The 14,915-nt window shown below is 63.7% G+C and carries 5 protein-coding genes and 1 pseudogene; 5 read left to right on the plus strand and 1 reads right to left on the minus strand.

What is annotated here, in order from left to right:
• Positions 1-214 precede the first annotated feature (214 nt).
• Positions 215-2,800: a DEAD/DEAH box helicase gene (locus tag EHW97_RS10540; RefSeq protein WP_208001992.1), complete on the minus strand. Its 2,586-nt coding sequence runs from the start codon at positions 2,798-2,800 to the stop codon at positions 215-217.
• A gap of 204 nt (positions 2,801-3,004) precedes the next feature.
• Between EHW97_RS10540 and EHW97_RS10545 the strand changes: the two genes are divergently transcribed.
• From EHW97_RS10545 to EHW97_RS10560, 5 genes and pseudogenes are all read left to right on the plus strand, one after another.
• Positions 3,005-6,415, plus strand: coding sequence for a helicase-related protein (locus tag EHW97_RS10545; protein WP_124237126.1), 3,411 nt, complete (start codon positions 3,005-3,007; stop codon positions 6,413-6,415).
• 163 nt (positions 6,416-6,578) lie between these two features.
• Positions 6,579-6,728: pseudogene (locus EHW97_RS15765) on the plus strand (DUF1156 domain-containing protein); the annotation flags it as partial.
• 399 nt (positions 6,729-7,127) lie between these two features.
• On the plus strand, positions 7,128-9,320 hold the full coding sequence (locus tag EHW97_RS10550; protein WP_243696395.1) for a DUF1156 domain-containing protein: 2,193 nt from the start codon (positions 7,128-7,130) through the stop codon (positions 9,318-9,320).
• 1 nt (position 9,321) lies between these two features.
• Positions 9,322-11,163 (plus strand): GmrSD restriction endonuclease domain-containing protein, encoded by a 1,842-nt coding sequence (locus tag EHW97_RS10555; protein WP_124237128.1) that lies wholly within the window; start codon positions 9,322-9,324, stop codon positions 11,161-11,163.
• 1 nt (position 11,164) lies between these two features.
• Positions 11,165-14,539 (plus strand): DUF499 domain-containing protein, encoded by a 3,375-nt coding sequence (locus EHW97_RS10560; protein WP_124237129.1) that lies wholly within the window; start codon positions 11,165-11,167, stop codon positions 14,537-14,539.
• The last annotated feature ends 376 nt before the right edge of the window (positions 14,540-14,915 follow it).

Genomic DNA, 14,915 nt, shown 5'->3' on the forward strand with positions numbered 1-14,915 from the left:
TCAGCGTGTAAGGCCGCGGAGGGGTTGGCCCGGCCAACTGCGCGGTGCAAGACCGATGGCCACGTTTCCGCGCAGACGACGACGCCGGAACCTCACGGTCAAACTCCACGTTTTCCGGCACTGCGGCCAGCGTGGAGTTAGCAAACGATGCCGAAGCGCGAGGACGCCGCGGAGCGAATGCCCATTGCGCGGCGCCCTCGGGCCCCGAAACGGATCAGACCGCCTCTTCCTCGCGGGATTCAGCAGTGGGCCGTTTGAACAGACGCTCGCGTTCAGCCGCGACAACTTCCCGCGCGAGCTCGGCCTCAGTGACGTCGTAGGCTTCGGGCGCGCTCTCCGCAGTTTCGCTCACTCGAGCGAAGTCGTCGAATAGCTCCTTCTTGCGCGCAAGGAGATCGGTTATTCGTTGATCAACGCCTTCCTCAGACAGAAGCCGGTGCACCTGAACGGTTTGGAGCTGGCCCATGCGCCGCGCCCGTGCGATCGCCTGCCACTCGATTGTGGGTTTGAGTTGCGGCTCGCAGATCACCACCACCGACGCGGCCTGCACGTTGAGCCCTACGCCGCCAGCGACGATCTGCGAGACCAGCACCGCGCCGTGGCCGGCTGAGGAAAAGCGGTCCACCATCGTCTGGCGTGCGGCCGCCGGCACGGACCCGGTAAGAGGGCCGAATACCTCGCCAGGTAGCACCTGAGCGATCTCGTCGAGCACCTTGCGGAAGTGAGAGAAAACAATCACGCGCCGGCCGTTGTCTTCGGCCTCCTCGACGATCTCGATGAGCCGTCGCATCTTCTCGGAGTCGATACCGTTCGCCATCGCGGCTTGGCGCATCGCCATGAAGTTGCCGGCGCCGACCGCCTCCCGGTACGCCTGCTCGTCCTTCGACGACATGGGAAGCCACTCGTCAACCTCGACGAGTTCTGGCAACTCAGTCAGCACGTCCTCTTGGTTCCGCCGCAAATATGCAGGTGCGACCTGGCGGCGAAAACGTCGAGGCGCGAGCTCGTTCGCATCCAGCAATAGGTCCGGCCGGAGATAGCTCACGAGGTTTCGGAACTCATCGATACGGTTTTCCAACGGTGTGCCCGTCAAGAGAATCGCTCGGTCAGATCTGTCGATGAGGTCTGAAACGCGCTGCGAGCGCAGTGCAGCAGGGTTCTTGATGTAATGGGCCTCATCAACCACGATGCAGCCGATGTCGACGCTGCCGATGCTCTCACTAGCCCAGGCCAAGGTTTCGAAGGTGGTGACTGCGACCCCACCATTACGCGTCCAGTTCCGCAGCGCTGAGTCGCGGCCGTGCCCATGCACCCTGTGAGGTCGGAGAGCCGACTTGGACTGAACTTCGCGCAGCCAGTTGGTGACGACGGCAGCTGGACAGATCACGAGGGCGTGGTGGGAGCCCTTGGCTTTCAGGTGTGCGAGGACAGCGAGGGCCTCGACGGTCTTCCCGAGGCCCATCTCGTCGCCGATGATCACCTTGCGCTGTGTGAGAGCGAACCGGGCGGCGAAACTCTGGTAGCCGCGGAGCGAGGCCGTCAGATGCTGAGTGTTGAGTTCAAGCTTCCGAACTGCATCGACAATGTCGTCCGGCAGGTCCCCGTGGGTCTTCTCGTCGTCCTCCGTAATAAAGCCGAGCTCGGACAGCAACGCAAAGTAGTCGGCAGGTCTCGTGAGGAAGTCCTCCCAGGGGTCGCGATCTGACGGATCAGATGCTGCGAAAGAGACTTGAGCCGCTCGCTGGTTGACCGACTGGACGGCGTCGTAGAACTGCTCGGGAGTACGGTCCCCGGCGGTGACGACCAGGTGCGTCACGTCTCTGTCGAGACCATTGGCGAGCGGAGTCAGCGCGTGCGTCAACGCCAAATCGGTTGTCGCGCCCTTGATCCGCCGCAGTGCGTCCCAGTCCCGAAGGCGATGGAGGAGCTCGGTTGCTTCGGGCGTGCGGCTCTTGATGTCGACGCGCACCGGCATCTCATCGTGGGTTGTCTGCCGCAGCGTTTGAGCGGCGCCCCGTATCCGGGTGGCGGTGGTCGCTCCGATTCCAGGGAGAAATTCGAGTGCCGCACCGCGGTCGAGCACAGCTTGGACCGTCGTGATGCCGCCTTCAATCAGTGGGCCAATGCGAAGGCGGTCGCGCGTGGCGTTCTTGAGTCGTTCGACCGGCATATCGCTCAGGATCTTTGACACCTCGCTCTCGCGAACCTTCTGACCCGCAGCGCGCGCGTCGGCTTGGAGGCTCTCCTCGCGTCGCACGGCTGCGTTGATGCTCTCGATAGACGCTGTAAGCGGGCCCAGGACTGACACAGGGCTAACCTGCGGGTCAGCTCCGAGGTCTCTGATGAGCGAGCGGAGGCCGACCCATTCCTCCATCGCATGGTGGAGAGGGATGTCGGAACGCTCGGCCGTGTGATGTCGTAGGAGCGCGTCGAGAAGGCCCGGAACGTCGACAGCGAGCCCTTCTGCTCGGACGCGCGTGAGGTACTCGCCGGCGGCGGAGCCCGTGGCTTTTCTCGAGCTTCCGCTGAAGAAGCGACGCGCACCGACTAACGGCTTGACGTCACGGACCGCGGCAGCGGCTGATGACGTCAGCCCGTCAAGCCACCCCCTTTCCTTAGATGAGAGCGTCGGGAGCTGAGCCCGACGGGCAATCGAGCCGAGCGTCTTCTCGTCCGGATTCCGGAGCGGCAGCACCCTCCACGCGACGCGGTTGCCATCCACATGGACGTTGACGATCCTCTGCCGTAGGGCGCCGAGGGCTTGGGACGCATCCGCTTCGATTTTGCCGCGTAGTGCCACGCATGAATTCGCCTGATCGACCCAATGTGAGACCTGCTCAGCGGTCGCGCGTAGCTCTTGCCGTTGTTCTCGATCCATGGCCTCGTGCCTCATTCGTCCTTGGGTTGCTGCAAAGATTAGTGGTGGCCACCGACGCGCATGTCACACACTGGGCTGTCGGACCGTTCGCGTAACGTTGGCCGACTGTCGATCAGGAGGTCAGAAATGCAGCTTGAGGAACTCAAACCCGGTTTGCGGGTTGAAGGTTTGATCCCTGCCGAGGTCATCACAGTAATCGCCGCACAGTGGCACGGCACCGACGCGCTGGAGTTGACGTACAAGAATGCCAAGGGCGCACTTGGGCAGCAGGTGGTTTTCCGGAAGGACGAAGCCACCCTGTCAATTGCGCCAACAGGAAGCCGAGCCTTCGATGCGGAGGCGAGCGACTACAAGTTGGTTGCTGAAGCACAGCGCATCAACCTGGCGGGCCTCTTCGACCCCATGCTCGCTGTCGCTACGAGCGACGTTCAGCCCCTGCCGCATCAGATTCGCGCCGTGTACGGGGAGCTGCTTCCGCGCACTCCCTTGCGTTTCCTGCTTGCTGACGACCCTGGAGCTGGCAAGACAATCATGGCCGGCCTCTATATCAAGGAGTTGCTGCTGCGTGACGATGTGAAGCAGTGCCTCATCGTGGCGCCTGGCGGATTGGTCGAGCAGTGGCAGGACGAACTCTTCTTCAAGTTCGGGCTGCGGTTCGACCTGCTGACCAACCAGTTGATCGACGCCAACATCAACCTCAACGTCTTCGAGACCAACCCGCTGCTGATCGCGCGGATGGACCAGCTCTCCCGCAACGAGCACCTGCAGGCCCAGCTCAAGGAGACTGAGTGGGATCTGATCATCGTTGACGAGGCGCACCGCATGGGCGCGCACTACTTCGGCGGCAAACTGGAGAAGACCAAGCGGTTCCTGCTCGGCGAGTTGCTCGGCCAGATCACCCGCCACCTGCTGCTGATGACCGCAACGCCGCATTCCGGTAAGGAGGAGGACTTCCAGCTCTTCCTCACCCTGCTCGACCGCGACCGATTCGAGGGCAAGCAGAAGAAGAGCGTCGACGTCTCGGGGATCATGCGCCGCATGGTCAAGGAGGATTTGCTCACCTTCGAAGGCAAGAAACTCTTCCCCGAACGCATCGCCGAAACCGTTCCCTATGAGCTGACCGCGCTGGAGCAGGACCTCTACGAAGACGTCACCCATTACGTCCGCGAGGGGATGAACCGCGCGGAGAAGCTCGGCGGCAAACGCAAGAACACCGTCGGCTTCGCCCTCACAGTCCTCCAACGGCGTCTCGCGTCGTCGCCCGAAGCGATCTACAAGAGCCTCGTACGCCGCAGCGAGCGCCTGGAGCGCAAGAAGACGGAGATCCTCAACGGCACCTACCGCGAGAGCGAACCCACAATCGACATCAGTGAGTTCGATGAGGACGAGTACAACGCTGAGGAGTTGGAGCAGCTCGAAGAGGACGTGATGGACGCCGCGACAGCTGCGCAAACAGTTGAGGAACTCGACGCGGAACTCATCGAGCTTGCTGCACTCGTCGAAACCGCCAAGCGTGTGCGAGACGCCGGTACTGACCGCAAGTGGACCGAGCTGTCGAGAATCCTTCAGGACAACGCTCTGACCAGCGATACCAACGGCTCGCCTCGAAAGCTCATCATCTTCACTGAGCACCGCGACACGCTCGACTACCTCACGCGCAAAATCGGTTCTCTGCTCGGCAGACCTGAAGCGGTGAAAGCCATCCACGGCGGTGTTCGTCGTGGCGACCGCAGGATCATCACCGAGGAGTTCACCAAGAACCGCGACGTCCAGATCCTCATTGCGACTGACGCCGCCGGCGAGGGCTTGAATCTCCAGGCAGCTCACCTCATGGTCAACTATGATTTGCCCTGGAATCCGAACCGTATCGAGCAGCGGTTCGGTCGAATTCATCGCATCGGCCAGGAGGAAGTCTGCCGTCTCTGGAACCTCGTCGCTGCGAACACCCGCGAAGGTGAGGTCTTCAGCCGATTGCTCGAGAAGCTCGAACAAATGCGAGAGACCTACGGCGGCAAGGTCTTCGACGTCCTCGGTGAAGCCTTCAATGAGGTCCCGCTGCGGACGCTCTTGCTAGATGCCATCCAGTACGGCGAGCGACCGGATGTCAAGGACAAGATGCACGATGTCATCGATGCGTCTGTCGGCGAAGGGCTCAAGGATCTCCTCGACGAACGTGCCCTTGCATCTGAGCATCTGGCTGAAGCGGATTTGCAGGTTCTTCGAGCGGCAATGGACGAGGCCCGTGCACGTCGGCTCCAACCGCACTACATCGAACTCGCTTTCAAGGCTGCGTTCACCCGGCTCGGGGGCCGCATCGTCAAGCGTGAACAGGGTCGCTACGAGATCGCCAACGTCCCCCAACAGATCCGGGCAGCCGGCAAGGGACCGATCGCCACCAAGTACGACCGTGTCACCTTCGACCTCGACAAGGTCCAGCCCGGCGACTTGGCCCGCGCCGACCTCCTCGCCCCCGGTCACCCACTCCACGACGCAGTCATGGATGAGGCCGTGCGTCAGTTCGGCGGAGCACTCAACCGAGGCACCGTCCTCGTCTCGGCCGCGCTGGAGGAGCCTCACCTGCTCGTCGGCGTAATCGAGGAGGTCGCCGACGCCACCGGCGAGTCCGTCGCCCGCCGTTTTGGCTACGCCTACGTCGATTCCTACGGCACCGTCAGCCCCGCCGGGCCTGCGCCCTATTTGGACTGCGTCGCCGCACCCGAGAACGCCGTCACTAAAGCCGCTCGTGATCTGCCGTGGCTCGCCGAGGCTGAGGACAAGGCAACGAGCTGGATCATCAATAACCAGTTGCCCGAGTACCTCGCGGACGTCCAGCCGCGCCGACTCTCGGAGTTGAGCAAGGCACGCGACCTTGTGACCAAGCGGCTAGTGGGCGAACGCGATCGACTTCTCCTTGACGCCGCCATCGCCAGTGAGAAGGAACAGGCCGGCGACAAGCCCAAGGAGTCCTCCGAAAGCCTGAACCGCAAGGCTGTTGAGCTTGACGTCCGCCTCCGCAAGCGCCTCGAGTTGCTCGATCAGCAGAGCCTGATGTCGACCAAGCCTCCAAGGATCGTGACCGCCGCTCTTGTGCTCCCGATCGCGATGCTCGAAGGCGACCTGCCCGCCAACGCACCTATGCACGCCAAGGAGACGAAGGAGGTCGAGCGCCGAGGCGTCGACCTGGTCATGGCCCGCGAACGTGAGCTGGGCCGCAAGCCCGTCGAGCAGGCGTTTAACAACAAGGGCTTCGACATCCTCTCGACCGATGCGAACGGCGACACCTACCGAATCGAAGTCAAGGCGCGCATCGACGGCGCTAAGGACTTTTTCGTGACCCACAACGAGGTCATGACCGGCAAAAACGCGGTCCCGCGCTACCGCCTCGCCCTTGTCAAGGTCGACACCCGAGGAGCGCAGAACGACGAGGTCCGCTATCTCGCCGACCCCTTCGCGACCACCGATCTGGGCGACTTCGAAGCCACCGGCATTCGCGGCGACTGGGCCAAGACGTGGGCCAAGGGGACGACACCGTTTTGACCTCGGACTAGTCCCACAGTTCTCTCGCGTTTTCGGCCTTTCTGTCGGAGCCGAACGGTAGGGTTCTGTACGCATCATCACGCGCCGTATCGGCGTCCAGATTCGCCCGTCACATCGGGCACGGAGGGTCGAGGAACCAGTGCACAAACGCAAGCTGATCGAAGTGGCGCTACCGCTGGAGGCAATCAACCGCGAGTCCGCTCGCGAGAAGTCGATCCGGCACGGTCACCCGTCGACGCTGCACCTCTGGTGGGCTCGCCGGCCACTTGCCGCCGCCCGGGCAGTCCTCTTCGCTCAGCTGGTTGATGACCCGAGTTCGGACCCCAGCCTGAACGAAGAGGAGCAGCGGGCCGAGCGAGAGCGCTTGCACGGCATCATTGAGCGGCTCGTGGTCTGGGAGAACATCCGTGACGAGCGCCTGCTTGAGGAAGCCCGCCAGGAGATTCTCAAGTCGACTGATGGCAACCCGCCTCCGATCCTCGACCCATTCGCCGGCGGCGGCACTATCCCGCTCGAGGCGCAGCGGCTCGGCCTCGAGGCGCACGCCTCCGACCTCAATCCGGTCGCCGTGCTCATCAACAAGGCGCTCATCGAGATTCCGCCGAAGTTCCGCGACCAGTCGCCCGTGTTCCCCGGCCTGGCCGAGTCGCAGATCCGCCAGTGGAAGGGCGCCGAGGGCCTCGCTGCCGACGTCCGCGCCTACGGCCAGTGGATGCGCGACCAGGCCGAGGAGCGGATCGGCCACCTCTACCCGAAGGCCACACTCCCGGACGGATCCAAGGCCACCGTCATCGCCTGGATCTGGGCCCGCACCGTCACCTGCCCCAACCCCGCCTGCGGCATCGAGATGCCCCTCGTCCGGTCCTGGTGGCTGGGCAAGAAGAAGGGCAAGGAGGCGTATGTCGTCCCGACCGTCGTTGCGGACGCTGACCATCCATCGGGGCAGCGAGTGGCGTTCGACATCGGACATAGCCTCGCAGGTGCGCCGACGAAGGAGAACGACGGCACTGTTGGGCGGCTCGGGGGGCGTTGCATCGCCTGCGAGTCGTCCGTGCCGCTGAAGTACATCCGTGAGCAGGGCCGCGCCGGCCGAATGGACCAGAAGCTAATGTCAGTTGTCGCCGAGGGCAACCGACAGCGCGTCTACCTCGCACCGACCGAGGTACACGTGCAGGCCGCTGACCTTCAACGCCCCGAAGATGTACCGGAAGGAACGCTTCCGACGAACCCACGGGACTTCAAGACGCCGAACTACGGCATCACGACCTGGGCTGACCTCTTCACCAACCGCCAGCTCGTCGCACTCACCACCTTCAGCGACCTGGTCGCCGAGGCCCGGGAGCGGGTCCTCGCCGACGGCGGCACCCAGGAGTACGCCGATGGCGTTGCCACTCTCCTGGGTTTCGGCATCTCAAAGGCGACCGACTATCACAACGCTCTGTGTGCATGGCGCTCCGACGTCAAGAACGAGGGCATCGGCCACCTGTTCGCTCGACAGGCCATCCCAATGGTTTGGGACTTCTGCGAGGCGAACCCGTTGTCAGCGTCGTCTGGCAACATGCGTGACCAGTGGACTTGGGTCGGCAAGGCTCTTGAACGTTTGGTTCCGGATGCCTCGGGGCACGCGGACCAGGCGGATGCGAGTTCCCGATCGTACGAGGGTGTCCTGGTCAGCACTGACCCGCCATACTACGACAACATTGGCTACTCGGACTTGTCGGACTTCTTCTACGTCTGGCTTCGCCGCACGTTGCGAGCAGTTCATTCGGACCTTCTCAGCACGATGCTGGTCCCGAAAGCGGAGGAACTTGTCGCCAATCCTTACCGCCACGATGGCAAGGAAGGGGCGCGAGCCTTCTTCGAGGAAGGCTTCAGGTCGGTCTTTGCCCGTGCCCGCGAAGCAGCGCGCGACGATTATCCGATCACCGTCTGGTACGCCTTCAAGCAGAGCGAGGTCGACGGCTCTGGTGAGGCATCTACAGGCTGGGAGACCCTCCTCGACGGCATGATCCGCTCCGGCTGGGAGATCACGTCCACATGGCCGAACCGCAGCGAGCTCAGCAACCGGATGATCGCGAGCGGCACCAACGCCCTCGCATCGTCGATCGTCCTCTCCCTCCGCCCCCGCCCGGAGTCCGCACCCACCACCGATCGCCGCGGTTTCATCGCTGCACTCGAGGCCGAGCTGCCCGACGCGCTCCGCAAGCTCCAACAGGGCCAGATCGCGCCCGTCGACTTGCCGCAGGCGGCGATCGGGCCAGGTATGTCGGTGTTCAGCCGCTACAGCGGGGTGATCGAGAACGACGGCTCGAAGATGACCGTCCGCTCCGCGCTCGCGCGGATCAACGAGATCCTCGATCGGGTGCTGTCGGAGCAGGAGGGTGACTTTGACGCGACCACCCGATTCGCCATCGCCTGGTACCGCCAACACGGCTACGGCATCGGCACTTTCGGCGACGCCGACAACCTCGCCCGCGCCCGCAACACCAGCGTCGAGACCATGCGCCGTAACGAGATCCTCACCAGCGCAGCGGGGAAGGTCGCGCTGATCAAGCCGGCCGACCTGCCGTCAGACTACGACGTCTTCTCGGACGACCACACCAGCGCGTGGGAAGCGCTGCACCACCTGATCAAAACGCTCGAGCGCGAGGGCATCGCCCCGGCCGGCGACTTCTTGCAAGCCGCGCTCAGCCGCCCGGACGGTGCGGTCGAAGCCGACCTGGTGAAGGAGCTCGCCCACCTGCTGTTCCGCTTCGCCGAGAAGCAGGGCTGGACCAAGGATGCGCTGAGCTTCAATAACGTCGTCACGAGTTGGCCCGACGTCCTGGATGCGGCCAAGCGTGCCGCCGACGCCAGGCCACTAGCCACGCAGGCTGTGATCGACTTCGAACCCGAAGAGGACTGAGATGGGCTTCCTGACACCAATGTACGAGCTTGGTGAATACCTGACGTGGACGCGGTCGGGGGAGATCCAGCTCCCGGACTTCCAGCGTGGGTACAAGTGGGAAGACGAGCGCATCCGCCAGTTGCTGGTCACGGTGCTGCGGGGCCACCCTCTCGGCGCGGTCATGCTCCTGAAAACCGGCAATACCCAGGTTCGGTTCAAACCGCGTCCGATCGAGGGTGTCGAACTCGCGCCCGGCACTGAAGCGAAGTTCCTCCTGCTCGATGGCCAGCAGCGTCTGACGTCCCTCACGCAGGCGCTCAGCGGCGATGGCGCGGTCGCCACCAAGGACAGCCGCGGCAAACTTCTGGACCGCCGCTACCTGGTGCACATGGAAACCGCGTTGAGCGACTCAAACCGGGTGGACGAAGCTCTCATCAGCATCCCCGCCGACGGAGTCATCAAGACCAATTTCGGCAAGGATGTCGTCCTCGACCTGAGCGACCACGACAAGCAGCGCGAACACGGCTACTTCCCGCTGCATCTCCTCTACGGCGACTACATGAGCTGGATCCTGGAACTCGCGGACAGAGATCTCGGCAAGCGGTTCCACGAGGAGTTCATCAAGCCGGCCGCAACCTATGACATCCCAGCGATCGTGCTCGACGAGAGCACGGACAAGGCGGCCGTTGCCACTGTCTTTGAGAAGGTCAACATCGGAGGTCTGCCACTCAACGTTTTCGAATTGCTGACCGCAGTCTTCGCCGGGGACGCAGGCTACTACGAAAAGTCGGGCGAGGACTTCCGCCTGAACGACGATTGGAAGGAAACCCAACTTAAGTGGTCCTCGTATCCAGTCCTCGCAGCTGTAGAGAACATCGACTTCCTGCAAGCGGTCACGATGCTCACGACCCGCAAACGCAACCTGGCTGACACGTCCGACCGGCCGCCGGCAATCTCTGCAAAGCGCGAAGACGTCCTCAAGCTTACGCTTGCCGACTACCTGGAGTGGCGCGACCAGCTCCGTGAGGCGTTCATCTGGGCGGCCACCTTCCTCGCCGATCGTCACATCTTCGCTCCACGCGACGTGCCGTATCCGAAGCAGTTGGTCCCGCTGGCCACAATCAAGGTCGTGCTCGGCAAGGACGCTGACCTCATCAGCGTGAGCGAGCGACTCATCCGCTGGTACTGGTGCGGTGTGCTCGGGGAGCTATACGGCTCCGCCATCGAAACTCGGTTCGCACGTGACATCGAGATGGTCCCGGCCTGGGCCCGCGACGAGTCAATGCCGGTCCCGCGCACCATTCAAGACGCCAACTTCACCGAGTCGCGCCTTCACTCGCTCCGAACCCGGAACGCAGCAGCCTACAAGGGCATCGCAGCGCTCATCCTCGCGGGCGGCGCGCGTGACTGGATGGAGGACAAGGCGCTCGACAAGGTCCAGTACGTCGACCTTGCCGTCGACATCCATCACATCTTCCCGCAGAAGTGGTGCAACGACACGGGGATCGACGACGAGCACCGCGAGAGCATCGTCAACAAGACCACGATCAGCGCGCGGACCAATCGGACGATCGGCGGCACTGCGCCGTCGTCGTACCTGAAGGTGATCGAGGCGCGCGCCCAGCTGGACTCACCTCGCCTCGACGAGTTGCTCGGAACGCATCTCGTGCCGGCAGAGCTCCTGCGCGCGGATGACTTCCACGCGTTCTTCAGGGCACGCCGCGAGAGCCTGTGCAAGCTCGTTGAGGCCGCCATCGGCAAGAATGTCCAGCGCGACATCGACCAAGGCTTCGCCGAAGAAGATTCAGCTCACTTCGAGCCCGATGAGCTCGCAGATGACACCGTCACGGAGACCGACTGACATGGCACTGAGTAACCGAGACCGCATCGACCGCATGTTCCAGGTGCTGGCGCCGGCGCTGGACGATTTCATCTCCACAGTCGTTGGCCAGGGCGACCCCTCGCTGGGGGCGGTTTGGACGAAGCTCGTTCAGGCGAAGGACAGCAAGAACGGTGCGCCGTCGACGAAGACGTACGATGCCCTCGATCCCCAGGTGCAGTTCAGGATCCTCACCGAGGGCAACATCACCGCCGGGTTCAAGCCGGGGTGGTACCCCTTCAACCAGGCCATCGGTCGCGCCGGCGAGACGTTTGCCAGTGAGCTTCGAGAGGTGCGCAACGAGTGGGCGCATAACGGGACTTTTACCGACGACGACGCGTACCGCGCCCTCGACACCGGCGAACGGCTGCTCAAGCTCATCGGCGCAGCCAAGGAGGCAGACGAAGTCCGCGCGATTCGGTTGAACCTGCGCCGGGTGACGGCCGACAAGGACGACAAGAAGGTTCTGAGAGCAGCGGTCGATAACCCTGAGGCTGCAGGGCTTCGCCCGTGGCGCGAGGTGCTCCAGCCGCACGACGACGTCGCTACGGGCAACTTTCACGCCTCCGAGTTCGCCGCCGACCTCTACAAGGTCGCCACCGGGGGAGAGGTCGACTCCGACTACGCCGATCCGGTCGAGTTCTTCCGACGTACCTACCTGACCGAAGGCCTACGTGACCTCATCGGCCGCGCGGTCCGCCGCCTCGAGGGTGACGACAACGCCTCGCCGGTCATCAACCTGCAGACCAACTTCGGCGGCGGCAAGACCCACTCGATGCTCTCGCTCTGGCACGTCGCCGCTGGCCATCCGGTCGGCGGCTTCCCTCAGGAGACACAGGAGCTCCTGACGGCTAACGGCTACTCGGCCACGGCGGTCAACCGTGTCGCGATCGTCGGCAACCACCTCAGTCCGTCGGGCGTGACCAAGGACGACGGGACGCAGGTCAACACCATTTGGGGTGAGCTCGCCTGGCAGCTCGGTGGGCCGCAGGCCTACGCCATGGTGGCCAAGGCTGACCGCGACCGCACACACCCCGGCGACGCGCTGCACGAGCTACTCGAGAAGTACGCACCGGCAGTCATTCTTATTGACGAGTGGGTCGCGTACGCGCGCTCCCTCGTCGGTCGCGATGACCTTGCAGGTGGCACGTTCGACGATCAGTTCACCTTTGCCCAGTCGCTCACGGAGGCTGTTAAGGGCACGAAGGGTGTCCTGCTGGCGATCTCGATCCCGGCCTCGGAAAGGGGGGACGCAAACGACACGATCGTCGCTGGGAACGCCGAGGAGGTCGGCGGCCAGCACGGCCTGGAAGCACTCAAGCGGTTGCAGAACGTCGTCCGCCGTGTCGCTGACCAATGGCGCCCCGCGTCATCGGACGAGGCCTACCACATCGTCAAGCAACGTCTGTTCAAGCAGCCCGACGCCGCAGCGCTCGCGGCGATCGGTGCCACCGCTCGGGCGTACGTCGAGATGTATCGCAAGTTCTCCGACGACTTCCCGCGCGAAGTGCGCGACAGCGCCTACGAGGACCGGATCAAGCGGACCTACCCGATCCACCCGGAGCTGTTCGACACCCTCTACGAGGAGTGGTCGTCACTGGAGCGCTTTCAGCGCACGCGGGGCGTGCTGAGGCTGATGAGCACGGTCATCCACGCTCTCTGGACCGGCGAAGACCAGTCGCCGATGATCATGCCCGCCTCGATACCGCTCGCGACGTCCAACGTCAACTCCGAGCTCACGCAGTATCTCCAGGACTCCTGGAAGGCGATCATCGACGCTGATGTCGACGGCCCCAACTCTGAACCGGCTCGCATCGACAAGGAGAAGCCGCTCTTCGGCCAGCGCGCGCTCACCAAGCGGCTCGCCCGAACGGTCTTCTTCGGAGCGGCCCCAACGATCGCACCGGGGTCTGTGCACAAAGGAATCGGCACGCAGCGCGTCTTCCTGGGCACCGCGATTCCCGGCGATATCCCAGGTAACTTCCACTCCGCGCTGACGCAGCTCGGCGACCGAGCGACGTACTTCTACTCCGGCTCAGGCAAATACTGGTACGACGTCCAGCCCAACATCACCCGGACCGCGAAGGACCAGGCCGAGCGTCTCCACAAGGAGGACGTATGGGCCGAGATTGTGCGTCGACTTCAGGATCAGGGCCGAACGCGTGGCGACTTCGCTGGCGTTCACGTCTGCCCGGAGTCGAATGCCGACATCCCAGACAGCGACGAGGCTCGCCTCGTCATCCTGCACCCCAAGTTCGCCCACAAGCGTGGGGCGGAGTCGGCGGCCAAAGAGTTTGCCCACAAGGCCACGGAGCATCGCGGCAGTTCGAACCGCACGCATCGCAACGCGCTTGTGTACCTGGCCGCGGACGAGGCCAGGCTGGAAGAACTCGATAACGCGACTCGCGACTACCTCGGCTGGAAGCACGTCCTGTCAAACGAGGCGGATCTCGATCTCACCCAGAACCAGAAGAACCAGGCTTCACAGCGTGCGACGCAGGCCGACCAGACCGTCACCGCGCGTCTGCTGCAGAGCTTCACCTGGGCCTTGGTTCCCGCTCAGCCCGACCCGGGGGCCCCGTTCCTGATCAAGGAGACAAAGGTCGAAGGCCAGTCCGACGCGCTTGCCGACCGTGTCTCCCGACGCCTCGGTAACGACGGCGACCTGTCGATCCGGCAGGCCGCTGCAACCATCCGGTTGGCGATCACCAAGGTGCCGCAGATCTGGAAGGACGGTCACGTCTCCCTCGGCGCGCTGTGGAGTCTCTATTCGCAGTACCCGTACATGCCGCGCCTGCGTGACCGGAAGGTCCTCAACGAGGGCGTCGTTGACATGCCGATGATCTGGCAGACTGACGCCTTCGCTCTCGCCACTGGCTACGACGAATCCACCGGCCGTTACATCGGGCTCTGGGCGCCCACCAACGACGGCAAGACGCTTCCGCCGGACACCGCCGACACGCTCCTGCTCGTGAAGCCCGAGGTCGCATCCAAGCAGATCGAGGAAGAGTCGGCTCCGAAGCCGACCGCTGAAGAGCAACTCGCCGAGCTGATCGAACAGCACGGCGGTACCACGGAGCACGACGCGAACACTCCCAGGGTCGATGTCTTCCACCCGCTGCCCAAGACCCGGTTTTACGGCGTGAAGACTCTCAACTCCGACAAGATCGCGATGGACTTCAAGAACATCGCCGACGAGGTCATCGCCAACCTTCGCGCCGACGACGGCACCGAGCTGACCGTCCGAATCGAGATCGAAGCCATCAACCAGACCGGCTTCGGCGACGGCAAGGTACGCACAGTCTCCGAGAACGCCAAGACGCTCAAGTTCGACCAGTCGGGCTTCGAGGAGAGCTGAGCCGGGATGGCGGACGGGCAAGAGGCCACTGCGTGGCACAGTGCTGATCAATGGTCTGAGTCGCTCGTCGTCGATGACAACGTCGCCCGTCAGCTGATCGTGCCTGCCGGCATCTTCGCGCGGGTGGAGGGTACTGACAGCCGGATGGAGGTCTCGAACAGCTTTGGGTCATGGCCTGCGTCGCCTGCTGATCGGCCCCTAGGCTCCGACGAACTGTGGCTGAAGCTTCCGGTCGGCGCCAATGTCGGCTCGCCAGTGAAGAAGGCGTCCTGGGCTCGCCCTTCGCTGATACCGTGAATCGCCCCGGGTCTGGTGGAGGCTCTCAATCCATGGAGGATGAGAGTCATGGCAGCACCCAGGAAGTACCCCGACGAGC

Origin of the sequence: Aeromicrobium camelliae, assembly GCF_003850045.1 — a bacterium.
GTDB lineage: Bacteria > Actinomycetota > Actinomycetes > Propionibacteriales > Nocardioidaceae > Aeromicrobium > Aeromicrobium camelliae.

What these genes read in the sequence shown, in the direction of transcription:
- EHW97_RS10555 (WP_124237128.1), top strand. Translation starts at nt 9,322, where the DNA reads ATGGGCTTCCTGACACCAATGTACGAGCTTGGTGAATACCTGACGTGG.
- EHW97_RS10550 (WP_243696395.1), top strand. Translation starts at nt 7,128, where the DNA reads ATGCGCGACCAGGCCGAGGAGCGGATCGGCCACCTCTACCCGAAGGCC.
- EHW97_RS10560 (WP_124237129.1), top strand. Translation starts at nt 11,165, where the DNA reads ATGGCACTGAGTAACCGAGACCGCATCGACCGCATGTTCCAGGTGCTG.
- EHW97_RS10545 (WP_124237126.1), top strand. Translation starts at nt 3,005, where the DNA reads ATGCAGCTTGAGGAACTCAAACCCGGTTTGCGGGTTGAAGGTTTGATC.